The organism is Streptococcus australis ATCC 700641 (genome assembly GCF_000186465.1).
GTDB classification, from domain to species: domain Bacteria; phylum Bacillota; class Bacilli; order Lactobacillales; family Streptococcaceae; genus Streptococcus; species Streptococcus australis.
Window position 1 is genome coordinate 305,517 of record NZ_GL636091.1, and the last position, 25,225, is coordinate 330,741.

The 25,225-nt window shown below is 43.1% G+C and carries 28 protein-coding genes; 5 read left to right on the forward strand and 23 right to left on the reverse strand.

Features of this window, described 5'->3' with window-relative positions; all coding sequences use genetic code 11:
• Window positions 1–199 precede the first annotated feature (199 nt).
• Window positions 200–349 (forward strand): hypothetical protein, encoded by a 150-nt coding sequence (locus tag HMPREF9421_RS10545; protein WP_006597052.1) that lies wholly within the window; start codon window positions 200–202, stop codon window positions 347–349.
• Between the two features lie 39 nt (window positions 350–388).
• On the opposite strand, the gene HMPREF9421_RS01580 is transcribed toward HMPREF9421_RS10545, so the two are convergent.
• Together HMPREF9421_RS01580 and HMPREF9421_RS01585 are read right to left on the reverse strand one after the other, a co-directional pair.
• A complete protein-coding gene (locus HMPREF9421_RS01580; RefSeq protein WP_040802840.1) occupies window positions 389–751 on the reverse strand; it encodes a hypothetical protein in 363 nt (120 codons plus the stop codon).
• A gap of 305 nt (window positions 752–1,056) precedes the next feature.
• Window positions 1,057–1,419 (reverse strand): MerR family transcriptional regulator, encoded by a 363-nt coding sequence (locus HMPREF9421_RS01585; protein WP_002888280.1) that lies wholly within the window; start codon window positions 1,417–1,419, stop codon window positions 1,057–1,059.
• A gap of 254 nt (window positions 1,420–1,673) precedes the next feature.
• Between HMPREF9421_RS01585 and HMPREF9421_RS01590 the strand changes: the two genes are divergently transcribed.
• Window positions 1,674–2,429: an SDR family NAD(P)-dependent oxidoreductase gene (locus HMPREF9421_RS01590; protein ID WP_006597061.1), complete on the forward strand. Its 756-nt coding sequence runs from the start codon at window positions 1,674–1,676 to the stop codon at window positions 2,427–2,429.
• Between the two features lie 180 nt (window positions 2,430–2,609).
• On the opposite strand, the gene HMPREF9421_RS01595 is transcribed toward HMPREF9421_RS01590, so the two are convergent.
• The 6 genes from HMPREF9421_RS01595 to HMPREF9421_RS01615 form a co-directional block, all read right to left on the reverse strand.
• Window positions 2,610–3,221: a Fic/DOC family protein gene (locus HMPREF9421_RS01595; protein WP_006595241.1), complete on the reverse strand. Its 612-nt coding sequence runs from the start codon at window positions 3,219–3,221 to the stop codon at window positions 2,610–2,612.
• A complete protein-coding gene (locus HMPREF9421_RS01600; RefSeq protein ID WP_000171299.1) occupies window positions 3,214–3,402 on the reverse strand; it encodes a hypothetical protein in 189 nt (62 codons plus the stop codon). Before HMPREF9421_RS01600 ends, HMPREF9421_RS01595 begins: the two co-directional genes overlap by 8 nt.
• A gap of 293 nt (window positions 3,403–3,695) precedes the next feature.
• Window positions 3,696–3,845, reverse strand: a complete 150-nt coding sequence (rpmG, locus tag HMPREF9421_RS01605; RefSeq protein WP_001265622.1) for a 50S ribosomal protein L33 — start codon at window positions 3,843–3,845, stop codon at window positions 3,696–3,698.
• A 15-nt stretch (window positions 3,846–3,860) separates the two neighbouring features.
• Entirely contained in the window at window positions 3,861–4,043 is a 183-nt protein-coding gene (rpmF, locus tag HMPREF9421_RS01610) for a 50S ribosomal protein L32 (protein ID WP_003009516.1), read from the reverse strand.
• A gap of 150 nt (window positions 4,044–4,193) precedes the next feature.
• Window positions 4,194–4,370, reverse strand: a complete 177-nt coding sequence (locus HMPREF9421_RS10210) for a type II toxin-antitoxin system antitoxin (protein ID WP_081453566.1) — start codon at window positions 4,368–4,370, stop codon at window positions 4,194–4,196.
• A gap of 25 nt (window positions 4,371–4,395) precedes the next feature.
• The gene (locus HMPREF9421_RS01615; protein WP_006595243.1) at window positions 4,396–5,418 is read right to left on the reverse strand and encodes an SPFH domain-containing protein; all 1,023 of its coding nucleotides are present in this window, start codon (window positions 5,416–5,418) and stop codon (window positions 4,396–4,398) included.
• A gap of 188 nt (window positions 5,419–5,606) precedes the next feature.
• On the opposite strand from HMPREF9421_RS01615, the gene ilvD reads away from it, so the two are divergent.
• Window positions 5,607–7,310: a dihydroxy-acid dehydratase gene (ilvD, locus tag HMPREF9421_RS01620; protein WP_006597056.1), complete on the forward strand. Its 1,704-nt coding sequence runs from the start codon at window positions 5,607–5,609 to the stop codon at window positions 7,308–7,310.
• A gap of 48 nt (window positions 7,311–7,358) precedes the next feature.
• Here the strand turns inward: ilvD and HMPREF9421_RS01625 are convergent, their stop codons facing one another.
• A complete protein-coding gene (locus tag HMPREF9421_RS01625) occupies window positions 7,359–7,700 on the reverse strand; it encodes a metal-sulfur cluster assembly factor (RefSeq protein ID WP_006595245.1) in 342 nt (113 codons plus the stop codon).
• An 809-nt stretch (window positions 7,701–8,509) separates the two neighbouring features.
• On the opposite strand from HMPREF9421_RS01625, the gene HMPREF9421_RS01635 reads away from it, so the two are divergent.
• Window positions 8,510–9,682 carry a CynX/NimT family MFS transporter gene (locus tag HMPREF9421_RS01635; RefSeq protein ID WP_006595246.1) on the forward strand — a complete coding sequence of 391 codons (1,173 nt, stop codon included), beginning with the start codon at window positions 8,510–8,512 and terminating at the stop codon, window positions 9,680–9,682.
• A 236-nt stretch (window positions 9,683–9,918) separates the two neighbouring features.
• Here HMPREF9421_RS01635 and HMPREF9421_RS01640 read toward each other — a convergent pair whose 3' ends face one another.
• From HMPREF9421_RS01640 to HMPREF9421_RS01690, 11 genes are all read right to left on the reverse strand, one after another.
• Window positions 9,919–11,091 carry a LysM peptidoglycan-binding domain-containing protein gene (locus HMPREF9421_RS01640; protein ID WP_006595247.1) on the reverse strand — a complete coding sequence of 391 codons (1,173 nt, stop codon included), beginning with the start codon at window positions 11,089–11,091 and terminating at the stop codon, window positions 9,919–9,921.
• A 445-nt stretch (window positions 11,092–11,536) separates the two neighbouring features.
• Window positions 11,537–12,160 carry a V-type ATP synthase subunit D gene (locus tag HMPREF9421_RS01645; RefSeq protein WP_006595248.1) on the reverse strand — a complete coding sequence of 208 codons (624 nt, stop codon included), beginning with the start codon at window positions 12,158–12,160 and terminating at the stop codon, window positions 11,537–11,539.
• Window positions 12,161–12,181: 21 nt separating this feature from the next.
• Window positions 12,182–13,579, reverse strand: a complete 1,398-nt coding sequence (locus tag HMPREF9421_RS01650) for a V-type ATP synthase subunit B (RefSeq protein ID WP_006595249.1) — start codon at window positions 13,577–13,579, stop codon at window positions 12,182–12,184.
• A complete protein-coding gene (locus HMPREF9421_RS01655; RefSeq protein WP_006595250.1) occupies window positions 13,566–15,356 on the reverse strand; it encodes a V-type ATP synthase subunit A in 1,791 nt (596 codons plus the stop codon). The genes HMPREF9421_RS01650 and HMPREF9421_RS01655 overlap by 14 nt, the downstream gene beginning before the upstream one ends.
• Window positions 15,357–15,389: 33 nt before the next feature.
• Window positions 15,390–16,094, reverse strand: a complete 705-nt coding sequence (locus HMPREF9421_RS01660; RefSeq protein WP_006595251.1) for a GNAT family N-acetyltransferase — start codon at window positions 16,092–16,094, stop codon at window positions 15,390–15,392.
• The gene (locus tag HMPREF9421_RS01665; protein ID WP_006595252.1) at window positions 16,091–16,411 is read right to left on the reverse strand and encodes a V-type ATP synthase subunit F; all 321 of its coding nucleotides are present in this window, start codon (window positions 16,409–16,411) and stop codon (window positions 16,091–16,093) included. Before HMPREF9421_RS01665 ends, HMPREF9421_RS01660 begins: the two co-directional genes overlap by 4 nt.
• Window positions 16,401–17,411, reverse strand: a complete 1,011-nt coding sequence (locus HMPREF9421_RS01670) for a V-type ATPase subunit (protein ID WP_006595253.1) — start codon at window positions 17,409–17,411, stop codon at window positions 16,401–16,403. Before HMPREF9421_RS01670 ends, HMPREF9421_RS01665 begins: the two co-directional genes overlap by 11 nt.
• Before the next feature lie 8 nt (window positions 17,412–17,419).
• Window positions 17,420–18,010, reverse strand: a complete 591-nt coding sequence (locus tag HMPREF9421_RS01675; RefSeq protein WP_006595254.1) for a hypothetical protein — start codon at window positions 18,008–18,010, stop codon at window positions 17,420–17,422.
• Between the two features lie 85 nt (window positions 18,011–18,095).
• The gene (locus HMPREF9421_RS01680; protein ID WP_006595255.1) at window positions 18,096–18,575 is read right to left on the reverse strand and encodes a V-type ATP synthase subunit K; all 480 of its coding nucleotides are present in this window, start codon (window positions 18,573–18,575) and stop codon (window positions 18,096–18,098) included.
• A 41-nt stretch (window positions 18,576–18,616) separates the two neighbouring features.
• On the reverse strand, window positions 18,617–20,566 hold the full coding sequence (locus tag HMPREF9421_RS01685) for a V-type ATP synthase subunit I (protein WP_006595256.1): 1,950 nt from the start codon (window positions 20,564–20,566) through the stop codon (window positions 18,617–18,619).
• Window positions 20,556–20,879 (reverse strand): hypothetical protein, encoded by a 324-nt coding sequence (locus HMPREF9421_RS01690; protein WP_006595257.1) that lies wholly within the window; start codon window positions 20,877–20,879, stop codon window positions 20,556–20,558. The genes HMPREF9421_RS01685 and HMPREF9421_RS01690 overlap by 11 nt, the downstream gene beginning before the upstream one ends.
• 267 nt (window positions 20,880–21,146) lie before the next feature.
• On the opposite strand from HMPREF9421_RS01690, the gene HMPREF9421_RS01695 reads away from it, so the two are divergent.
• A complete protein-coding gene (locus tag HMPREF9421_RS01695) occupies window positions 21,147–21,986 on the forward strand; it encodes a MurR/RpiR family transcriptional regulator (protein ID WP_006597060.1) in 840 nt (279 codons plus the stop codon).
• A 255-nt stretch (window positions 21,987–22,241) separates the two neighbouring features.
• Here the strand turns inward: HMPREF9421_RS01695 and HMPREF9421_RS01700 are convergent, their stop codons facing one another.
• The 3 genes from HMPREF9421_RS01700 to HMPREF9421_RS01710 are packed head-to-tail and all read right to left on the reverse strand — an operon-like array spanning window position 22,242 to window position 25,220.
• Window positions 22,242–23,135 (reverse strand): ROK family protein, encoded by an 894-nt coding sequence (locus HMPREF9421_RS01700; RefSeq protein ID WP_006595259.1) that lies wholly within the window; start codon window positions 23,133–23,135, stop codon window positions 22,242–22,244.
• A 29-nt stretch (window positions 23,136–23,164) separates the two neighbouring features.
• Complete coding sequence (locus tag HMPREF9421_RS01705) at window positions 23,165–24,082, reverse strand: dihydrodipicolinate synthase family protein (protein WP_006597047.1); 918 nt, start codon at window positions 24,080–24,082, stop codon at window positions 23,165–23,167.
• Between the two features lie 31 nt (window positions 24,083–24,113).
• Window positions 24,114–25,220 carry a Gfo/Idh/MocA family protein gene (locus tag HMPREF9421_RS01710; RefSeq protein WP_006595261.1) on the reverse strand — a complete coding sequence of 369 codons (1,107 nt, stop codon included), beginning with the start codon at window positions 25,218–25,220 and terminating at the stop codon, window positions 24,114–24,116.
• Window positions 25,221–25,225: the final 5 nt, after the last annotated feature.

Sequence of the window (25,225 nt, forward strand, 5' to 3'; positions counted from 1 at the left end):
ATTCATAGTTGTTATATATTTGATAACACATTGAAGTTTAATTTTATTAAGACAAAGTAGCTATAAATGCACTCTTAAAAGGAAGAAAATAATTTTTCGATTTTATAAATTAGTGAGAAATGGTTTAGCTGCAATAAGAGGATCTCCTAGTTGTATTTTTTTATCAATAATATAAATGAATTCCTTAAAGGAGAATGCAATGAAATATTATATCTGCGTCAAAGGTAAAAAGATTCCTGTATCTCAGGAAGTTTATCAGGGATGTTGGCAGTTGGTGAATCACGAAAAATGTCTGGATAGAAAAGATAGAAAATTTGGTCAAAAATATCAAGAAAAGTATTGGAAATAATCTATAATGCACCTATTCGGCAAATAGGTGCATATCATCTTATTTATAACCAAAATTTTTGAGAGCTTTCTTATATTCACTACTCCCCTTTAAGTAGTAATCATGTTTCATTCCACTAATATCAACAGAAAAGACCCCATCTTTAAATGAATATTCTTCTGTTCGACTTGCAATATTTTGTCCAGTTAATTTGATTGTGTTCTTTTGTTTGTTAATGATAAAACTATCGGCTTCTCCATGCTCAATGGAAGCACTATCTCCTTTAATAGTAAATACCAACTCGTTTCTTTCACTTGAGATCCAATAATACTCCCCATCTAAAGATTGGTAGTTGTTTTTTGAGCAAGCAATTAACGTGATTATTGATAACGAAAGTAGTAGTATACCTATTATTTTTCTCATAATCTTTGCCTCTTTTTTCAATATAGTATACCAAAATATCATTACAGAATTAATACAATTAATGTCTGTTATAATAGAAAAATCAAATATTGTCTATTATAACAGACATTAGTAAATTATAGAAAAAGATCTATATTTGGCTATAGTTTTACTAAATCTCTACGACTATAGATTAAAAATGTATACACTTCTATTTTACAAGTTCAACTTGAGAAAATCCCAATTACAACCATTTAACAAGTAATATAAAAAGAGTTCAATTTTATTGTCAATCCCTTTTTTAGATAAAGAAAATAATAATGGTGCTAATTAGGATTAATACCTAAATAAGTTTTAATTTTCTTTTCAAGAAAATCAATATGTTGGTTAATTTCAGTTTGTTGCTTATGAAGTTCATCAAGTTGAAAAAATAGTAGTCTAAGTCGTTGAGGAATTGTGGAGTCTCCTTTATATCTTAGATCAGCGTATTCTTGCATATTTTTAATAGACATTCCCGTCTTTTTTAATCTAATAATGAATTGAGTCCACGCTATATCAGAGTCATCATAGTATCTACGATTATTTTCTTCTCTGTGTGAGTAAATCAATTTTTCTTGCTCATAGTATCGAAGTGTGGAAATAGAAAGTCCAGTTTTTTTAGCAAATTCTCCAATAGAATAGTGAGCCATAATATTTCCCCCTTTTTTTTAATATTTTAGCATAATTTTAAAAAAATCGAAAAATTTTCAGTTTTCTCTTGACATAAAGTGCACTTTACTATGTAAAATACATAGCATCAAAGGAATTTGATATAAAGTACTCTAATTTATGAGTTGATTGAAAATAAAGGAAATTATGGAATCGCTTCTCTGTGTAGGTGGCGGAATGGGAGCAGCGACTCTTATAAAAAATGCAAATAGCAATCTGTAAAGGAGAAAATAGTATGGAACAAACGAAGAATTATACTTGTATTACTGGAGCCAGTGCTGGTATAGGAGCGGAGACAGCAAGACAATTTGCAAAATTAGGAACGAATCTTATTTTAATTGCTCGGCGTCAAGAACGACTAGAAAAATTGAAGCAAGAGATTTTGAACCATTATCCGGATTTAGATGTTGTTATTAAAGTTGTTGATTTATCGAAGTCCAGTAATGTTTTTGCTCTTTATGAAAGCTTGAAAAAATATCACATTACTACTCTAATAAATAATGCTGGTTTTGGAAATTATGATAAGGTTGAATCTCAAAATTTAGAAAAGATAATAACATTAATCCATTTAAACATTGAAGCTTTAACAATTCTATCAACTCTATATGTGAGAGATTATAAAGATTGTAAAGGCGCTCAATTGATTAACTTATCATCTAGAGGCGGATATATGATGGTTCCAAATGCAGTTACATACTGTGCAAGTAAATTTTATGTCAGTGCTTTTACAGAAGGCTTGGCGTTGGAACTCGAGGCAAATCAACATCAATTAAAAGCTAAGGTTTTAGCTCCAGCTGCCACAAAAACGGAATTTGGTCAAGTTGCTACAGATTCTAAAGAATATGATTATGATGAGCATTTTGCTAAATATCACACAAGTGAAGAGATGGCACAATTTTTGATGGAATTATATCAAAGTGACAAAGTTGTTGGTTTAGTTGATGTTACAAATTTTGAATTTCATCTTAGCGGACCACTACTTAAACATTAATTATTTTAATAAATATAGATAATGTGGTATCGATTAATAGTTGCAGTCGTTTTATGATAAGAAGAAAGCTTCTGAAACGTTAGATTTCAGAAGCTTTTTGTCTTTAAGTTTTGAGTAAGTTATAATTTTCTGTGATATTTAGGATATTTAAAAAATATACAAGTGTTTTTGTAGATTAATTTACAATTTTTCCAGTATTTTGCCAAGTAGTTCTTCTAACTTTCCTAAGTCCCCATAGACTGTCCCATCCATATAAAGATTGTAAACTTCATCATCTTGTTCCACGCGTACTTGTGCAGAATAACCTTTTGATAGTGCTAAGGAACGAATAACTTCTCGTTGAGTTCGTCCATTCCCTTCTCGAAAGGGATGGAAATAATTAAGATTATCAAGAATTTTTGCTAATTGTTTAATAATCTCATCTTTTGAATTAGCAGTTTGATAATAGGTATGAATAAGATGGTTGATATAGTCTTGGGCAGTACTGAAAGATTGTATTGACATAAAAGGATTCCCATTTTTTGAGATATTCACCTTGCGAAATTGTCCCGCCCAAGCATAGACATCATGAAATAAATATTTATGAATGGCTAAAATATCACTAATGGAGTAGACTTCTATGGTTTTCAAGCGCAAGTCTGCAAGCCTTCTAGTAACGAATAAATGCTCATTCCGGTAGGCTTCTTCAATATTTGTAATATTTTGTTTGTTGATTAAGACTGTAGAATTTGGATAGGTATATTGGTGATTGGGGTCAATGTACTCATAGCCTTCGTATTGATTCTTAACCAATATTCAATTCCTTTCGTTTGTTGATAACATAAGTTTTTAAATCAATCACATCTTGAACAGTAGGTTCATAATTTTCAATCATTGATGACCCAATAGCATACCAGACAGTATCAAAATCTGAAAAGTTATCAAAGGGAATCCCTAAAATTGTTAATTCTTCTTTATTTACATCAAGAGTCATGGCATACCTCCTTGTATAGAGTTATCCTTATTATACCATAAAATCGATATTTTCACCTAAAGGATAGAGACCAAAAGATATATGTAAGCGTATAGATTAATACTTACAGAACTAAAAATATTCCCCTGTTTTTAGTCCAACTGAAACCCATACTTTCCAAACCAGGTCTTAAGAAAAAAGGTAGAGAAAAAGGTAGAGTTTGAATTGAAATACAGTGCAATATATCGCATTTGGCAAAAAGAAAAAACGCTTGAAATCAGCGTTTTTCTTCTGTATTGATTCGTATTGAACCCCTACTTCACTTCTGTAAACACAACGTGTTTACGAAGTTTTGGTGAGTATTTCTTCAATTGAAGACGGTCTGGAGTGTTACGTTTGTTTTTAGAAGTAAGGTACAAGCGTTCACCAGATTCTTTGTGTTCAAGTGTAATATTTACGCGCATGGTATCTCCCTTCTATTATTCAGCTGATGCAGCTTTAGCGATCTTACGTCCTTTGTAGTATCCTTTAAGTGATACACGGTGTGAACGTGAGTAATCTCCAGTTGCTTCGTCAAAGTTTACAGATGGAGCTGTTACTTTGTAGTGCGTACGACGTTTGTTTTTCTTCGCTTTTGATGTGCGACGTGCAGGTACTGCCATTTCGTTTTTCTCCTTTTAAGATATAAATTCAATTAGGTTTGATTTTCATCAACTTTAACAGTATAACAAAACTTTTTTGTAAAGTAAAGTTACTTGACAAAAAATTGTTAAAAAAATCTCCCGCCCCATCAAAAGGGACAGGAGTTCTCCTTAAAGCTCTATTTCAAATGGCTCATCAATCGTTTTCGAAACGTATTTGCCATCCTTTTTTCGTTGTTTGACACATTCTGTCAGCAGGTATTCGATCTGCCCATTGACCGATCGAAAGTCATCTTCTGCCCATGATGCGATAGCAGCATATAACTTGGCTGACAATCTAAGTGGAATTTGTTTTTCTTTTGGTCAGCCATTCTTAATAGAGACTTCCCGTATTGACAATTGGTTGTGCATCATGATTGCCACAGAGAACGACAAGAAGGTTCGAAACCATAGCAGCCTTCCGTTCTTCGTCTAGCTCTACAATCTCTCCTTCGCTCAGGCGTTCAAGGGCCATTTCAACCATCCCAACTGCTCCGTCGACAATCATCTTCCGCGCATCGATAATGGCAGAAGCTTGTTGGCGTTGCAGCATGACAGCTGCGATTTCTGGAGCATAGGCCAAGTAGGTAATACGAGCTTCTAGAATTTCGAGCCCAGCATCTTTTACACGTGCTTGAATCTCTTCTCGAATACGACTGGCCACAATTTCACTGGAGCCTCTTAGGCTACCCTCATCTGCCTGACCGTCTCCTGTCGTATCGACATTAGGAGCTACATCATAAGGATAGATGCGGACAATATTTCGAAGAGCACTATCACACTGCAATGAGAGATATTCTTTGTAGTTATCCACATTGAAGACTGCTTTAGCTGTATCCACTACACGCCAAGTGACTGCAATACCGATTTCTACAGGATTTCCCAAACAGTCATTAATCTTCTGACGAGAGTTATTCAAGGTCATCACTTTTAAGGAAATATTCTTTTTACCTGTCTCGATAGAAATATTGTTACCTTCTGCTGTTTTACTGACAGACATGGGTGACTTGGTGGTGACATCACCACTTTGGCCCAAGCGGGTGTTATTGGCAGGATTGACAGCGACACAGAAGGGATTGACAAAGTAAATACCCGCTTCTCGAATGGTTCCAATATAGTTCCCAAACAAGGTCAAAACCAAGGCCTCTTGCGGTTTAATAATTTTGATCCCCGCATAGCACACCAGACTAGCAATAAAGAGAAAAATACAGGTAATAACTGCAATCGCAAGTGGAAAACCTTCTGGTAGACTAGCAATCGCACTAATAAAGGCTAAAACTAAGACAAGATCCCCAACTAGCAAGCCTATAAGGGCAGCTAAGCCGTTTTTCTTTTGGGTTAAAATTTTTTCTTCCATGGGACGAACCCTTCTTTCTTTGTGATATCTAAATGATATCACTTTACTTACAAAAGTCAAGATATAACTGTAAATTATTTTAGCAAGAAACCGAGCAAGCTGAATTGTCTGAAAATTCAAGAATTTTCTTCTATCGTTGAAGCTTGAATTGTGCTATAATAATAAAAAATACGATGAGAGGGAATCAGATGACAGAATTAGATACACGCCATCGCAGTAGTGTATACGACAGCATGGTCAAATCCCCTAACCGGGCTATGCTTCGGGCAACTGGGATGACAGATGAAAACTTTGAAAAACCAATCGTAGGGGTAATCTCTACTTGGGCTGAAAACACACCGTGTAACATGCACCTGCATGATTTTGGGAAATTGGCCAAAGAAGGTGTAAAAGATGCGGGAGCTTGGCCGGTTCAATTTGGAACCATTACGGTTGCGGATGGGATCGCTATGGGAACGCCGGGGATGCGCTTCTCCTTGACTTCTCGTGATATCATTGCAGACTCTATCGAAGCGGCTATGGGGGGGCACAACGTGGATGCCTTTGTGGCCATCGGTGGCTGTGACAAGAACATGCCAGGATCGATGATTGCCATTGCCAACATGGATATTCCGGCTATTTTTGCCTACGGAGGAACCATTGCACCGGGTAATCTGAACGGCAAAGATATCGACTTGGTTTCAGTTTTTGAAGGGATCGGAAAATGGAACCATGGTGATATGACTGCTGAAGAAGTGAAACAACTAGAATGTAATGCCTGCCCTGGCCCTGGTGGCTGTGGTGGGATGTATACGGCCAACACCATGGCGACAGCGATTGAAGTCCTTGGTATGAGCTTGCCAGGTTCCTCTTCTCACCCTGCTGAATCAGCTGATAAAAAAGCCGATATCGAAGAAGCAGGTCGTGCAGTTGTCAAAATGCTTGAAATGGGACTGAAACCATCTGACATCTTGACCCGTGAAGCCTTTGAAGATGCTATTACGGTGACCATGGCCCTGGGTGGTTCAACAAATGCGACACTTCACTTGCTCGCGATCGCTCATGCGGCTAATGTGGATTTGACACTTGAAGATTTCAACGATTTCCAAGAGCGTGTGCCTCACTTAGCAGACTTGAAACCTTCTGGTCAATACGTCTTCCAAGACCTTTACAATGTTGGTGGTGTACCAGCCGTCATGAAATACCTTCTTAAGAATGGGTTCCTTCATGGGGATCGCATCACCTGTACTGGTAAAACGGTGGCTGAAAACTTAGAAGCATTTGCTGACTTGACACCAGGTCAAAAAGTCATCATGCCACTTGAAAATCCAAAACGTGCGGATGGTCCATTGATCATCTTGAAAGGGAACTTGGCTCCTGAAGGGGCGGTTGCTAAAGTATCAGGTGTGAAAGTTCGCAACATCACGGGTCCTGCTAAGGTCTTTGATTCGGAAGAAGCTGCCATTGAAGCCGTTCTTTCAGACGAAATCGTGGATGGCGACGTTGTTGTTGTCCGCTTCGTAGGTCCTAAGGGTGGTCCTGGTATGCCGGAAATGCTGTCCTTGTCATCCATGATCGTTGGTAAAGGCCAAGGAGATAAGGTGGCCCTCTTGACAGACGGACGCTTCTCTGGTGGTACTTACGGTCTCGTTGTTGGACATATCGCGCCTGAAGCTCAGGTCGGCGGTCCAATCGCCTACCTCCACACAGGGGATCTGGTAACAGTTGACCAAGATACCAAAGAAATCACCATGCATGTCTCAGATGAAGAGTTGGCCAAACGGAAAGCTGAAACTACCTTGCCACCACTGTATAGCCGTGGGGTTCTCGGTAAGTATGCCCACACAGTATCCTCTGCTTCTCGTGGTGCCGTAACCGACTTCTGGAATATGGAACAGTCTGGTAAACAATAAGATATGAAAAAACTCACTTTACGAATTTGTAAAGTGAGTTTTATTGATTTATCGCGGTGGAAGGCCAAGTGCAATACGCCCATAACGGCTGATCCGGGTAATTTTCCAAGCTGGCGACCAGGTTACTTCTACTTTGACGTCTTCAATACCGTCAATTTCTTTTAGGCGAGCGACGATTTCGATAGGCAAACTTTCCGCACAGTCACAAGCAGTATCAGTAAAGGTCATGACTACCTTGCAAGTCCCTTCCTCATCCAGATCCAACTCATAAATCAAACCAAGGTTGTAGACGTCCAATTCAACATCGGTATCAAACACAAGCTCTAACTTTTCAATCAATTGTTTCTCCAGTGCTAGGGCACGGTCGTTAATCTTGATATCCTCTCTCATCTCGCTATCCTTTCCCTCCTTTGATGAAGACTATTTTCTCACAATTCTGACAATAATGCAAGTTAACCTAGAATGAGATCGAATGACAGCTACAAATCAAACCATCCGTCTTAAGACTGATTTTAAATTACAGGAAGGTATCTTAAGCTTTCTTTAAGTTTTCCGATTTATACTAATACCATCAAATGAAGACCTCCTAACTTTGTTTGATAGAAAATCCTAAACTTTTTCATAATAATCTCCCATAAAGGCCACCAAATCAGGTGGCTTTTTTTTATGGGAGTGAGACAGAACAATTTTTTAAAATTGCTTCGCGTCCTTATTTTTAGGCTCAGGTTGAAAAGGTTCCCCAAAACTTTTCAATTGTCTCACCCCCGCACAGTTGATTAGGTAATCTTTGGAGCTATAAGAGCGAACAAAGATACCAATCAACCACTGCGTTATGTAATTATTACTAAACCTATTTCATCTAACTAAGCCTGATAAGGGCGTAGACGAGCTTAGGTACATTGATGCAGTTCGAACGCTAGTGAGAACTACGTTCCTTATTTTTTTACGAGGATTGGCGAGTTTAGGTACGTTGACGCAGTTTGAGCGGAGCGAAAACGACGTTCCTATAAACATATGTGAGAAAAAAGTTTTAAAACCTTCAAAAAATTTATTCAGTTCGATCTTTCTATTGTTTACTATATTTATAAGCAAAACGCCTATTTTACAAGCTTTATTCATCAAAAATTCCTTTTGCCTCCTCTAACTTCTTGTGCTATAATGATACGGATACTGTTCATTTTCAAACAAGGAGGCACATTATGAAACGAAACCATTCACGTTTTCTCATTCCAGGGATCCTTTTACTAGGAGTGGTCTTGCGGGCCCCATTTACGACCCTCTCCACTGTCTTATCAGATATTGCTGCTAGCTTTGGTGTCGAGGTGAGTTCTCTTGGCCTCTTGACGAGTCTACCCCTCCTAACATTCGCTATTTTCTCTCCTTTTGCTACTAGCTGGGCGAGACGCTTTGGGATTGAGCGACTCTTTCTCGGAGTCTTGATCCTGATGACGATTGGATCTGCTCTACGCACCATCAATCTGCCTCTCCTCTATGTGGGAACTCTTTTGATTGGTGCTGCTATTGCCTTTATCAATGTCCTTCTACCAAGCTTGATCCAAGCCAATGAGCCAAAACGTCTTGGCTTCTTGACAACCCTCTATATCACTGCAATGGGCTTGTCTACTGCAATAGCTTCTTCTGTCGCTGTTCCTATCACTCAAGCCACCTCTTGGCAAGGTCTGGTTTGGGTGCTGACAGTCGTCTGTGCGCTCGCTCTTGTGATCTGGGTCCCCAATGCTCGTCACAATCATTATTTGAAAAAAAGCTCTTCTTCTAATGAAAATAAGACTAGCTGGTATAAGAATGGTAAGGTCTGGGCTATCATGCTCTTCTGTGGTCTACAATCTCTCTTATTCTATACCACTATGACCTGGCTTCCTACCATGGCGACCCAAGCCGGCATCAGTCAAGCCAATGCAGGAATTTTAGCATCTGTATTCACCCTGATGAGTCTTCCCTTCTCTATGACCATTCCAAGTCTCACCACCAGCCTTTCTGAACAAAGCCGTCGCACCATGCTGATAACAACTGTTTTAGCTGGTTTTACTGGAATTGCCATGCTGTTACTAAAGACAGACAACTTCATTTACTGGTTGATCCTGAATATCTTGATCGGAAGTTTTACGAGTATCTTATTCCCTTACCTCATGGTTACCTTCTCCATGAAGTCTAGCTCTCCTGAGAAAACTGCTCAGCTCTCTGGACTAGCTCAAACAGGAGGATACGTCTTTGCTGCACTTGGGCCTATCTTATTTGGTTCAAGCCAACAAATCTTCCACTCTTGGACACCTGGTATTTTAATCCTTCTTGTCGTTGCTTTGTTTATGAGTATGGCTCTCTATCAAGTAGAAAAATCTGATATTATTCTATAATCCAATAGAGGCTGGGACAAAAGTCCTAGCCTCTCAATTGTCTTTGGATTGTCGAGCAAGACGCAGTGGTTGAGTGGGCTCTACTACGCTGATTTCATCAGCTTTTACAGCCTTACTCAACTGTGCGGAGGTGGGACGACGAAATCGAATTCTAACGAATTACCGATTTCTGTCCCACTCTCTATTTTTTATACAAAAAAGAATCAGGAATATCCTGATTCTTTGCTATGTCTTAATTATTCGTAAAATGATACGTGTACGTGGTCGTAGTGATTTTCTGTTACGCTACCACGGTCTGGCATTTCATTCCAAGTGTTTGCTGGTCCATAAATGTTGTTTACTGGAGCATAGAAACGTTGTTTCCAGATGATGTAAGAAATTCCATTTTCTTGCATGTGATCAATCGCATATTGAGCTACTTGGTCACCGATTGCTGAACTTTCTGGAACCATAACGTCGATCGCAAGACCTTTACCGTGATCTTCTGGGTCACCAGGACGGTAACCACCGATGTCAGTCAATCCAAGTTCATTTATTACTTGTTCTTTGAATTTAATTGCTTGAGGTTGAAGACCTTCATTTGAAGTTGGAGTTGCTGTTGAAGGAGTTGAAGCTGTCGTATCAACAACTGGTGCTGGTGCACCATATTGTGGTGTTGAAGCAACCGCAGTAACTTCTGGTTCTGCTGGGACTTCTACGACTGGAGCTGGTTCAGCTACTGGAGCCGCTGGTGCTTCCTCAACAACTGGTGCTTCTACAGGAGCCGCTACTTCTGCTGGCGCTGCAGCAGGTTGTGCAGGCGCTTCTTCAACAACTGGTGCTGGTGCTTCCTCTGCTACTGGAGCTGCTGGTGCAGGTGTTTCAGCTGATGCTTCTGGGGTTGGTAAGCTTTCTGATACTTGCTCTGCCACTGCTGCTACAACTGCAGGTGCTTGAGGGAGTTCTACAGCTTGGTTGCTTTCATCTGCTACTGGTTTTGTCAAATCACCCACTGCAACAGTTTGGTTGTCCACTTTGATTTGGTTGTTTGTCAAATCAGCAGAAGTTGTCACAGTTGCGTCAGCATTGCCTGCTGTAGGAGTTTGGATTTCTACACCTGTCACTTGGTTTTGATCATTGACAGTTGTTGTCAAAACAGTTCCTGGGAAAATCAAATCAATGTTGCTGATTTGGTTCAAGTTTGCCAAAACAGTTACGTCAACATTCAAAGCTTCCGCAATCGTGCTTAGGGTATCCCCATATTTGATGGTGTAGGTTTGTTTGTTTTCTGAAGTTGAAATATCTGCACGAATTTCATCTACAGAACGGGCAACCCAATCCCCATTTGATTCTGCTTTACCAGTTGTAAATGGCAAGACCGCCATAGCAACAGTCGAAGCAATTAAAGCCTTTTTATTTACTTTCTTCATACGTTCTTTCCTCGTTTTCTTATTATCGGAGATTTATCTCCAGACAGATACATTTAATATTCTACCACATTTTTTGTCTTTAAAATGGCTCTTCTTTTCTTTTAATCTAACTGACCCTAATTTGTAACATTAGTCCTTTCTTGTTACAATCTCTTAACAATTAACGACAGTTAGTACTATTTGGATAATCAAACAAATTCATTGTATCAGAAGCCTTTGAGAGCCCTGAATGAAGGGATTTTAGAAGATTTTTCAGTTGAATAGAGGCTAAAAAACACCCCAAGTTCGTGTCCTGTAGACATCACTTGGGGTGCTATTTTTAACGGCTTGTATCTTATAATTTAACACGCCTACAACTCTTTGGAAAAAGATAAATCCAACTAGAAGTGGTCGCTTCGTCGTTGGATTTCCTATTTTCCTTTGAGTTGCTTAACGGCTTTGTATCTTATTTGACCTTCATCATTCTGACGAGGTTAGCTCGTTCAGCTTCTTCGAGTTTCATTTCGATATAGTAGATGGTTTCCTTGAGGTCTGGAATGGTCGCATACTCCAGTCCATTGACCCGACGACGCGTTTTTTCAATCTCATCAGCCATGAGTTGACAAGTTTTTTCAATCTCTGCTAGGCGCAGCAGGTCTGGGAGGAGTTCTTCCATTTCTTGAATGGTGCTATCCATCTGACTATTGGAAGCCACGTAGCTGTATACCACGTCTCCCTCATCGTCTCCATACGGATTATCGATATGAGCATGCATCTTGGGCACGCGCACACTCATGATATTCTCCGTCTCGATATGCAGACTGACCTCACGCGTCGGCACCGCAAAGATTTCCTGGACCATGAGGTCATTCTCCAGACATTTAGCGAGGACAAATTCTTGCATATTGCCAATGAGAGCTGCCTCAACCTTCTGGCGGAGGCGGTCATTTTCACGGACCGATTCGATGAAGCGTCGCATGAGTTCATCCCGCTTGTCCTTTAGAAGTTTATGGCCTCTAGTTGCTGTCTTCAGACGCTCTTTGAGGGTATTTAACTCCATCCGGGTGGGCTTGACATTTAATCGTGCCATTTGACTTCCTCCTTTCTACTCCTAGGCTTGTGCTTCCTTGGAAGTTTTTGGGAGGTATTCATCAATCATATCATCCTTGATCCGCTTGAGCTCTGTCCGTGGCAAGATAGACAGCAATTCCCAGCCTAGATCCAGACTTTCTTGAATGGTCCGATTGGTAGTAAAGCCTTGGTTGATGTATTCTTTCTCAAAACGATCGGTAAATTTGACATAGAGCTTGTCTGTATCTGACAAGGCAGACTCCCCAAGAACCACAGCTAACTCTTTTGCTTGTTTCCCTTGAGCATAGGCCGCAAAGAGCTGGTTCATGGTCGCCGCATGGTCTTTCCGAGTCTTGCCTTCACCAGAACCCTTGTCTTTCAAACGAGAAAGGGAAGGAAGGACATTGATCGGTGGACGGTAACCACTATTGTAGAGATCACGAGACAGAATAATCTGACCTTCGGTGATGTAGCCTGTCAAGTCAGGGATTGGGTGGGTGATGTCATCCTCCGGCATGGAGAGGATTGGAATCTGAGTCACAGATCCTTTCTTCCCAACCAAGCGTCCTGCACGTTCGTAGAGGGTCGAGAGGTTGGTATAAAGATACCCTGGATATCCCCGACGTCCTGGAACCTCCCGGCGAGCAGCGGATACTTCCCGAAGGGCTTCACAGTAGTTAGTCATGTCGGTCATAATGACCAAGACGTGCATGTCTTTTTCATAGGCCAAATATTCTGCCGCGGTCAAGGCGATCCGAGGAGTGGCAATCCGCTCGATAGCTGGATCATTAGCTAGGTTGATGAAGAGGACAGAGCGATCAATAGCCCCTGTTTCCCGCAGGTCGTTCATAAAGAACTCGGCTTCTTCAAAGGTAATTCCCATGGCCGCAAAGACCACGGCGAAGTTTTCTTCAGAATTAAGCACCGTCGCTTGACGAGCAATCTGAGCCGCCAACTCCTTGTGAGGAAGACCAGAACCTGAGAAGACTGGGAGTTTTTGACCCCGAACCAAGGTGTTCAAATGGTCAATGGCTGAGATCCCTGTCTGGATAAATTCATCCGGATAGTCCCGCGAAACAGGGTTGATGGCTTGCCCATCAATGTCCAAGTACTTCTCTGGGATAATCTCTGGACCACCATCGATCGGTTTGCCCATCCCGTTAAAGATGCGTCCCACCATGTCTTCTGATACTGGAAGTTCTAGGGGACGTCCGGTAAAGCGAACCTTGGCTTTTTCCAAATTAATCCCGCTAGATCCTTCAAAGAGTTGGACCATGGCCTTGTCTTCTTGGACTTCGAGGACTTGTCCCTGACGGGTTGTTCCGTCATGGAGCTTGATTTCTACGAGTTCATTGTAGTGAACCCCCTCGACCTGATCGACAATCATCAAGGGGCCAACAACTTCGCTGACAGTACGGTATTCTTTAATCACGCTCATTGTCTACTCCTCCTTTCGCGACGATTTGGTGTAGGGATTCTACGATTTCTTCTTTCAAGGCTTGGATGGTGCCGAACTGGTCCTCATGGATGAACTTGCTGCGGGCAATGCGGTCCCGAAGGTCTACCGTTCCTTCCATGATTTCTGTGAAGTAGGCCCCTAATTCTAGCGCTTTCTGACTTTCTTGGTCAAAGGTCAAAATGTTGGTCAACAAGGCTACCTGCTTGCTGAAGGAAGTATAGGTGTCCACCTCATCAAAGGCATTTTGTTGCAAGTAGTCTTCGCGGATCATCTTGGCTGCATTCATGGTTAAGCGGTCTTTTTCAGACAAGGAATCCAGACCAACCAAACGCACGATTTCTTGCAATTCACTCTCTTTTTGCAACAGATTCATGGCGCGGGTGACTTTTTCTGCCCAGCTAATCTGCTCATGCTGATCGATATATTGGCCCACCTCATCCTGGTAAAGGGAATAAGAACTCAACCAGTTGATGGCTGGGAAGTGTCGTCGTTGCGCCAACTGAGCATCTAGTCCCCAGAAGACCTTGACGATCCGCAGGGTGTTTTGGGTCACCGGCTCTGAGATATCTCCACCCGGAGGAGAAACGGCACCGATCGCCGTAATAGAGCCTTCACGCGCAGTGGTTCCGAGTGTCTTGACTCGACCGGCCCGTTCGTAGTACTCAGCAATCCGGCTACCAAGGTAGGCCGGGTAGCCTTCATCCCCTGGCATTTCTTCTAGACGACCAGACATTTCACGAAGAGCTTCTGCCCAGCGCGATGTCGAATCGGCCATGATGGCAACGGAATAGCCCATATCACGGAAATATTCGGCAATGGTGATCCCTGTGTAGATGGAAGCTTCACGCGCTGCCACTGGCATGTTAGAAGTGTTGGCGATCAAAACCGTCCGTTGCATGATGGATTGGCCAGTTGTTGGATCGATCAATTCTGGAAATTCATTCAGAACGTCCGTCATTTCGTTTCCACGTTCCCCACAACCGACATAAATCACGATGTCTACATTGGCAAACTTGGCCACCTGGTGTTGCACAACTGTTTTTCCAGCTCCGAAAGGACCAGGAACAGCTGCAGCTCCACCCTTAGTCACAGGGAAGAAGGTATCGATGACCCGTTGGCCTGTAACCAAAGGCTCTACTGGAATCAGTTTTTGTGCAAAGGGACGGCCTCGACGAACCGGCCATTTTTGCATCAAAGTACCAGTAAAGAGGCTACCATCAGCCTGCTCGATCTCATAGACCGGCTCTTCCACTGTGTAAGAACCTGCTGCGATCTTGGTCACACGTCCACTGACACCGAAGGGTACCATGATGCGGTGTTCCACCATATTGGTCTCCTGAACCGTACCGACGATGTCTCCCGCAACTACCTCTGTTCCTTCTGCCACGCTTGGTTCGAAGGTCCATTTGGTGTCACGGTCTAGATTTGGAACTTGCACCCCACGAACCAAAAAATCGCTGGCGGTGACTTCTTGGAAGCGTTCCAAGGGACGTTGGATCCCGTCAAACATCTGAGAGATCAAGCCTGGTCCTAACTCAACAGAAAGGGGAGCTCCGGTTGTTACCACTGGTTCACCGGGTCCGACTCCAGACGTTTCTTCATATACTTGGATAGAGGCTTCGTCCCGCCGCATCTCAATAATTTCACCAATCAAACCAAGATCGCCGACCCGGCAAATGTCTTGGATATTGGCCTCCTGCATCCCTGATGCAACCACCAAGGGACCGGAAACTTTAATAATTTTTCCTTGAGTCATGTATTCCTCCTGGGAATCCTTTGTTTCTTTGTATTACTTTTGCGCTATCTCTCTTAGAGATTGCTTTTGTTGACCATTGGCATCGAAATTAGTTGGATCCAACCAAGCTTCGAAACGCTCTTTGATAGCTGGCCATTCTTGGTCAATGATAGACAACCAATCTGTGTCTCGAGTCCGACCTTTATAAACAATAGCCTGACGGAAACACCCTTCATAGGTGAACCCCAAGCGCTCAGCTGCTTCGCGAGAAGCTTGGTTTAAGGCATCGCATTTCCACTCATAGCGGCGGTAGCCTAACTCCTCAAACACATAGCGTGCTAACAGATACTGGGCTTCGGTTGCCATGCGAGTCTTCTGGAGCGTTGGTGAGTAGGTCACTGCTCCGACTTCAATCACCCGGTTGGCTTGATCGATCCGCATGAGAGAAAAAGTCCCTAATGCCTTGCCCGAATCTTTGTCTACAATCGCATAGTAAAAGCGACCTTGGGCTGCCATGAGACCATCTAATAAGCGGTCCCACTCCTCTTCATTTCGGGCAGGGCCTTTGAACAGATAGGTCCACATAGCTGCTGGGGAGGCTGGCCCGTAGACCTGATAAAGATCCGCCCCGTGTTTTTCTTTTGACAGGCGCTCAATTACGGTATAGCGACCCTCGATCCGCTCAATAGCTGGCAAGCGCCCCGGTGTAAAATCCGGCAGTGCATCTCCAATCGCTTGACCAAATTCATTTTTTCTCATAAAATATCCTGTCCTACTGCTTTTTCGACATTATCGCGAATGCGTTGCCGTCCCAGTCCAGTCGATCCCTTATGAGTAGGAATCAAGATGACGGCTGGAGTTACTTGCCGATCGTAGTGGGCAATGGTATCTGGGATTTCCTGAGCCATATCCTCCGTCAGATAGATGATGCCAAAATCTTCTTGGCTCAACTGACGTAAGGTATTGATGGTTTCTTGAGCCTCTGCTACGGGAAAGGTCTGAAAGCCAATCATCTGAAAAGGAAGGATGGCATCTCGGTTTCCTACAACGGCAATTTTTTGCGTTTTACTGGCCATAGATCGGTCTCATCCTTTCTTTTATTTTGTCAATTGGAAGCTGATTATCTAGCCCCGTTAAGACCAAACGAAGATTCTTCACCTCCAGCTCTTTTCCGAAGAGATAGCGAGCTAAAGGCAAGGGACCGTCTGTCTCAAAGGAAGCTTGTTCCAAAATTCGGTGCTTGATCACATGCTCCAGGTATTCCACTGTCTCAGCGCTCACTCTCCCTGCTCGCATCTGCTCTTCGTACCGAGACAGTTCCACATCATAAGGCAAGGGATTAACTTGTTGGAACCAACTGATGAGGTTGCCCTGCTCCACACACTGGATGACTTCTCTTGCTGAGAGGGTCCCTGCATCGGACAAGAGTTGCTTCATAAAGCTGCCTGGCTTTTTCAGGCTGAGGGCCCGCTCAACAGTGATGACATTGTAACAATCAATGGTCAAGGTAACCAGCGATTCTAGAAGTGGATGCCCCAGGTCTTTCGCCAAGCGTTTGAGATGATCAAAGTAAGCCAGATCCATGCCGATCTCCAGAACGCGAATGTCCTGATAGTCGACATATTCCTGCCAGGTCGCTGCTACTTCTTGAGCCATAAATTCTGGGCAGTTCTCTGAAGAAAAGGTCTTGGCTACTTGTTCAAGAACCGCTAAGAAATAGGGACCTGCATCCAATAACAAGAAATTCAAATCTCGCCCCGTTGCTCGCTCTTTCAATAAGACCTTGAGATTGTGATAGGTGTACTTGAGGGCAAAGAGGTCGACCACAGCTGGGTTTGGAGCTACCTGATAAGCCCAATCGTACTCAGCTAGAAGATGCTTCATCAAGGCTTGCTCGACAACTTGGACTTGACGCAGTTGATCTGCCTCCAAGGCATAGGCCGTCCCTTGCAAGAGATTAGCACGCGCTTCTGCATCGGAACTGTTCAGAAGGGCATCAAACTGAGCTGGGCTCAAAAAACTAGCTTCACGTACACTAATCCCGGTATTTACTTGAGAATACGTCCGTTCACACATAGGCCCTCCTAGTTCTTTTCTTCTTTAAAAATGCTGGCTGCCATATGGAAGCTCTGCTCCTCCCGTACAGCATCAACCAAATCACGGTAGAGGTAGCTGGCATCTACTTCGCCAAAGGAAAGGACAAAACCAGCTTCTTGGGCAAGAGTTTCTGTCGCTAATTGAAGTTGTGGATAGGCCTCTATCAAATCCTGACGATCTTGATCTGTCAATTTCTCTGCCGTCACAGCACCCAGGGTTAAGACGGTTGCTTGGTCCGCATAGCGAGGAAGAATACGGTGAAGAAATGTGAGTTCTTCCTGGCGTGACCATGTCGCCATTTTCTGGTAGGCATCCGCAAACAACTCTTTTAAAACCCGTTGCTTAGTGACCAGTGTCGATTGGCGCTTTTGATTTTCAATTTGTTGGCTTTCACGTTGCAAGTGGCGCTCAATCGTCTGCAATTGAACCGCCCGTTGGTGTAACTTTTCTTCTACCAAACGAGCTTCCTGCAACTGGGCTTCTGCTTGGACCTTAGCCGTCGCTTCCGCCACTAATTTCCGGCCTTTTTCATGGGCCTGTTCAAGGATGGAATCCTTTAATTGGGAATAATCCGTCATTGTTTTTATTTCCTCCTTTGGAGTTCTTCACCACCGATAATAGACGAAGAGAAGCCTCCTCATCTTTGACTTAGGTGTGTCTAGATTAGCCGACGCGAAGAGTCAAAAGGAAGGATACAACGAAGGCCAAGATAGCATAGGTTTCAACCATGGCCGCAAGGATAACTCCTTTCATCATGTCTTCTGGGCGTTTTGCCAAGATTTGCATCCCAGCCGTTGCGACATTCCCTTGGTGTTTCGCTGAGAAATAACCAACAATCGCAACTGGAAGAGCTGTAAAGAAGTAAGCGACCCCTGTTTCAAGAGGCATATCTGGCTTAATTTGCAACCAGATCAAGATTCCGATAACGAAACCATACAAACCTTGTGTACCTGGCAACAATTGCAAGATCAAGGCTTGGGCAAATTTTTCGGGTTGTTCTTTCAAGAGTGCAGCAGCAGCCTGACCGGTCTTACCAACACCAAGGGCTGAACCCATTCCACTAAGAGCCACTGCAATGGCTACACCAAGGGCAGCAAAGAAGGCCCCCCCATGAGTTGAGAAATATGAAGCTAAAGATTCCATGAATATACTCCTATAAAATTTTGTATGATTGATTTACTGAATTATTTTTTTGTTTTGACATAGCGTTCCGACGGTTTTAGAGGTTGGAAGGGCTTTCCACCACCCTCGTAGAACTTGCCAAAGAACTCGACAAAAATCAAACGCGCTCCATGCACATAGCCTGATAAGAAGGACAGGAACATGTTGATGGCATGGAGGAGGACAAAGAGGACAAGGCCGACTGTGAACCGTCCCAGGGTTGGGAAGAGATTGACAATCAAGTTAAAGGCTGAACCGATACTAGCCCCTGACAAGCCAAGCGCCATCAAACGGGTAAAGCTGACCAAGTCTCCGACATACCCACTAACATTGTAGAGATTAAAGAGACCTGCTGCTAGTCCTGATAATTTCTTAGCACTAACAATGGACACCACCAGAATCCCAATCGCATTGAGAATGGCTAGCCACTGACCAATGGGGACTAGGTAGGATAAGCCTGGCAGGATATTTCCGACTGCTAAGAGCATCAAGCCTAACAAGATCAAGACCCAAGCAAAGCCTGCGTTGTAGGCTTCCGTATAGTCTTTCAGGCGGACATTTTTCATCCCTCCTAGGAAGAGACCGACCAAAACGGTAATGAAACCAAAGACGACCGATAGGATCAAGATGGTCATGGCATTGGTCGTCGTACTGATCAAAGCAAAAGGCATCTCAAAGCCGAAGAAGGAACCATATACGACTCCCCAAAGGGCTACCGAGATTCCTAAGAGGCAGAAGAAACGAAGGTTTTTTGCTGCGCTCGGCTGAAGCTGGAAGGCCTTTAGAGCAAATCCAGTTGCCAACGTCAACAAGAGCCCATAGCCGATATCTGCTACCATCATGCCGAAGAAGACGAAGTAGAAGAGAGAGACGATTGGCGTCGGATCTTTCTCATAATACTTGGGCAGGGCGTACATTTCGGTCACCAACTCGAAAGGCTCCACCAAGGCATTATTTTTTAGCTTGATGGGTACCTGATCCCATTCTTCTTGGGTGACCTCTCGCGTCTGCAAGACGACTTGGCTCCCAAATTCCTTTTGAAGTTTAGCCTTTAAAGCTTCTAGTTGAGCTGTTTCAATCCATCCTTCTAGGGCAACCAAATGGGCTGTACTGGCTAGAGAACCTTTGGCCTCCTCCCGCGCTCCTAAACTCAAGACATAATCGAGTTGGTACTTGAGTTGGTTGAGGTCTTCCTTAGCCTGACTGAGCGTTTCCAAAGTAGCTGCTTCGACAGCACCTTGTTCTTTGATCTCTCTCTTGAGTTGCTCCAAACGTTCTTTCGGCAGGGCCTCTCCTTGGTAGTCAAACTCTTTAAAATGCGAACTGGTCAGCGTATCTTGAATACCCGCTAAGTCACCAGACTTATACAAGACAACGACCCCATGCTCCGTTTCCGAGCTGAAGACCACATCAACCTCTACATCTGGGTGCGCTAGCAAGGCCTGACGCGCCTGATCCTGTTCACTATTCGGAATGGTACCGATTAAGCCACGGACATAGCGGAAACGCTTGAGTTGGTCCGGTGTCGTTGTCAAATCAACCCATTTTTCCAAAGAGGCAAGCTCTTCTTGGGCTAGCTGGATGCGATCCCGCGCCTTTGCTAAGACAGCCAATTGCTTTTGCACCGACTGTAAGAAACGTTGCTCATCACGGATAAGCCCATGGGACTCTAGCTCTTGGAAAGACAAAGACAAAGGAGCTTCTTTCAGTTTTTCTAATCCCTTCTTTTGAGGAATGAAAGGCTCCAAGGCCTGAATGGCCTTTTCCAACTGTTCTTCCCGACGTCTTAGTTCATCCAGTCTTTGAGCTAATCCTTTGGTCCTATCAATCGTCTGAAAGGCAACTTGCCAATCTTCTTGTGCGCTCAAATCATAGATTTGGACAGATTCCTCTGACTGGAGCGACAAGAGAAGCTCGTCCATTAGTCTTGTGGGCAAAACCAGGGAAAGGTGTTGCATTGGGCTAATTGCCATAGGTTGCTACCACCTTTTCTACAATTTCGTCTACCAAAGCTACGCGCTTATCTGTCATGGCTTGCTGCACCTTTTCGTCATTGCGTTGACTAGTCACTGCAAGGTCTGCTTCCAAGCTAGCAATCATCGCTTTCGAGGACTCTTCCCGCTCTGCTACTAGCTTAGCGGTCTCTTTGTCATAGGATGCAGCTACCTCCTGTAGGTGATCACCTAGCTGTTGGCGCAAATCTTGGACCTGATCCTCGTAACTTGCGACAACGGCTTCTGCCGCCATTTCAATCTCTTGCATCATTTCGAGAGTTGCGTTGGCCATCACTCCACCTCCTTACCTCTTCCTTTACGAGAAGGAACAAATTCTTGTGTAAATTATATCATATTTTATCAACTTTTTTCAGCGTCTTTCCTTTGTTTCCAGAGCTTATTTTTTTAACAAAGGTGATTCAAAAAAGATGTTGATTCTGTTCCTTCTTTCAGTCGTTCGCTAGTCGTATTCCTTGTATATCCCGGTTTTTTATGTTATACTGTGAAATATATTATAGGATTTTCTCCATGTGTAACCTCAGTTGAAAGGAGGACCGCTGTGAAACAAGATCGTGATCTCCGAAGCATTATTAAGAGCCATCAAGAAGAAATGACGGAGCTAGAGTTAGACATTGCCCGCTATTTTTTATCTCCTGAAGCACAGCAACACTCTCTTTCCTCGTCTAGAGTAACGGAACTGTTGCATGTATCAAAAGCTGCTTTGACCCGTTTTTCCCAAAAGTGTGGCTTCACAGGCTACCGTGAATTTATTTATCACTTTAACGAAGAAACCAAATCTCAAAAGCAACAATCCCCGCACGACGAATTAACCCAGGATATCTTGCGTCGCTACCAGCAGGTCCTTCAGGCTACAGAAAACCTAGCAAAAGACGACCAAATCAAAGAAGTCGCCAACTTAATCACTCAAGCAGATCGGGTCTACTTCTTTGGAAAAGGAAGCTCAGGATTGGTGGCTTCTGAGATGAAACTTCGTTTCCTCCGACTTGGCGTTGTTTGTGAGGCCTTAACCGATCAAGACGGCTTTGCATGGACGACCAGTATCTTGGATAAATCCTGTCTGGTCATTGCCTTCTCTCTGTCGGGAACCACACGCTCGATTATCCATAGTCTCTTAGATGCTCAAGAAATGGGTGCAAAAACGGTTCTTCTTACTGCTCAACCAGACGCTATCAAGGATGACTTTACGGAAATTTTACCAGTTGCTCCCCTACCTGGAAGCACTTATATTGACCGTATTACGGCAACCCTTCCCTTCTTAACCACGATTGATTTAATCTACGCTCACTTTCTTGAAATGGATCGGGAGCGCAAGGAGAAAATTTTCAATAGCTATTGGGAAAACAAAAAACTCAATGGCTACGATTCACGTAGACGTTAATCTTCCGATTTATCACCAGGAGCTGAGGATCCTTTCCTCTGCATTCTGGTTTTTCTTTTCCACAAAAAATGAGAGTGGGACAGAAATCGGTAATTCGTTAGAATTCGATTTCGTCGTCCCACCTCCGCACAGTTGAGTAGGGCTGTAAAAGCTGATGTAATCAGCGTAGTAGAGCCCACTCAACCACTGCGTCTTGCTTGACAATGCAAAAACAAATAAGAGGCTAGGACTTTTGTCCCAGCCTCGTTTTTTGATTTAATTGCGTCTGGCTTGTTGTTGTTTGAAATGGTAGTAAGCTCCTACCATCCCTGCTGTATTTTGATGATGCGCAAACTCCAATTGTGTTTTGTCTGCAAGGCTTGGAACCAGGGAGTCTTTGAGCGCGGCTGAAATTTTTGGTTTCAATATCGCTTCCTGTCCCATGACCCCACCACCAAGGATGACCACTTGAGGATTGACAACATAACAGATATTGGCAAGCCCCTTACCTAGGTAATCGACCATTCGATCGATTCCCGCCATACAGATGGTATTTCCTTGGGTCGCTTCCTTGAATATGCGACGGCCACTCCATTGTTCGACAGGATCCCCATGCTCCTTGGCAACATATTCAACCAAAGCCGTAGTCGAGGCTAAATCTTGGAAGGCACCATCTTGAAGATGAAGATAGCCTACTTCACAGGCAGAATTGCTAAAACCATGGAAAATCTCCCCATTAATTAAGAGACAGCCACCGATTCCAGTGCCGACTGTTAAACAGACAGCAACTTGAGCCCCCTGGCCATTCCCCGACATGACTTCTGCTAAACCAGCACAATTGACGTCATTTTCAATCTCGCAGGGAATGTGAAAGGTTTCCTCAATTTCTTTTTTAAACTGAGTTCCCGCATAATTGGGAATCTGTGGTCCAGCATAAAAGATTTCCCCCTTATCGGGATCAACCATCCCAGCTGACGAAATACAGACTCCAAGAATGTTATTTTCTTCGAGGTAAGATTCTACTAAAGCTTTGGTTTTCCCTAGAATTCCAGGTCCCCCTTTTTCAGCTTCTGTCGGCATTTCATGCGACTCAATCAAATTCTCTGCTTCATCAATCAGACCATATTTGATATTGGTCCCACCGATATCAATCGCTAGGTAATAGGCCATACACCTCTCCTTTCCGATTTCTATTCTTTTTAAAGAAAACGTTCCTTGACTTCACGGATTAAGCTAGCTGCTTTTTGAACCACTTGCTGGTCTGCTTCCGTTACTGGAGTTAATGGACTCCGAACAGATCCCAGTTCTAGACCTTCATTGATCCGCAAGACTTCTTTAATGACTCCATACATGTTGCCATGAGCAGACGTCAAGACTCCGATAATGCCATTTATGGCAAACTGCAAGGCACGCGCAGTCTCCAAGTCCTTGTCCGCAATCAATTGATTGAGTTTCAAGAAGAGCTCCGGCATAGCACCATAGGTACCTCCAATACCAGCTCCTGCTCCCATCAGACGGCCACCTAAGAATTGCTCATCCGGACCATTAAAGACGATGTGGTCTTCACCACCTAAAGAAGCAAAGGTTTGAATATCCTGCACAGGCATCGAAGAGTTTTTCACCCCAATGACCCGTGGATTTTTCAACATTTCTTTATACAGACTCGGTGTCAAAGCCACACCTGCCAATTGCGGGATATTGTAGATAACGAAGTCTGTGTTTGGCGCTGCTGCGCTGATTTCATTCCAATAGTGGGCTACACTATACTCTGGCAAGCGGAAGTAAATCGGCGGAATGGCCGCAATGGCATCTACTCCTAGTTCTTCTGCATGTCGTGCCAATTCCACGCTATCCTTGGTATTGTTGCAGGCTACGTGAGCGATGATGGTCAATTTTCCTTTAGCCACTGCCATGACTTCTTCTAAGACCAGCTTGCGATCGGCTACGCTCTGGTAGATACATTCGCCGGAAGATCCGTTGACATACAAGCCCTGCACACCTTTCGCGATAAAATATTCTACCAGCGCACGTACCCGCTCCGGGCTAATTTCTCCTTGGTCATCATAGCAAGCGTAAAAAGCAGGGATGACTCCTTCATATTTTTTTAAACCTGACATATTTTCTCCTTTTGCCGTATCAGTAATATTATTAACCCATGATCTCTGATAATTTAACTTTTCGGTCCTCATTAATGGAACGAGTACAAGCATCAGCAGACGCAATTGCTTCCAATGCCGCTTCTCCAGTTAATAGTTTTTCAAATTCTTTTGATACGGGAGCACCATTCATTATGTCATGAAGATATTTCATTTCTTTATCAATAACAGAAGATAGCCATAATGGAGTTCGTTTCCCTGGTTTACCATAAGCAATGGCACCATCCATCTCAGTGCTATGATAAATTCTTGTACGGTCATCATCCTCTTCCTGAGATTCATGGATTAAGAAATAAGTTTCTTTTCCGTCTACTTTCAGAGTACCTTTACAATTAAATAGGTCTAATTTTATAGCACCCTTCGTTCCCTGAATCAGAACATAGTGTTCTCCCCAACGATAGGCAGAGCCCCATTCAAGCAAAGCAAATCGCTTACCAGGGAATTCCATATTGACAAAAATCATATCATCTTCATCGCCAAAGTTTTCTCCTTGGTGAGCAACATTTCCGCCTGTCATCGTAACTGTTTCAGGAATACCTCCCATTAAAAATTGAACGCAATCCAACTCATGAATATGGTGGTAAAGATGTCCTCCTGACTTTTCACGAATTTTTTTCCATGAAATGGATGGTTGTTGTTCTTCCCAGCCATTTCTAGCTGTATGACAGTACAAAACATCTCCAATAACTCCTTGGTTGATCAATTCTTTAGCATGATGAACACCATTAAAGAAATTCATAATATGACCAGCCATGAAAATCACACCATTTTCTTTACATGTTTCTACCATCTCTTTACAATCTTCATATGATAGGGCAATCGGTTTTTCACAAAAAACATTTTTTCCATTCTGAGCAGCTTTAATAACGGGTTCTTTATGCAGATTATTAGGAGAAGCAACAATCACACAGTCCACATCATCACTTTGAACCAATTCATCGAGTGATGACGCCACTCGGGCTCCTAATTCTTCTGCTACAGCTTCTGCATTTTCTGGATCATACACAACTGTAATTACTGCACCGTCATTTTCTTTCATATATCTTGCCAATTCAGCACCAAAGTATCCTGTACCGACAACACCATAATTTACAACCATTGTTT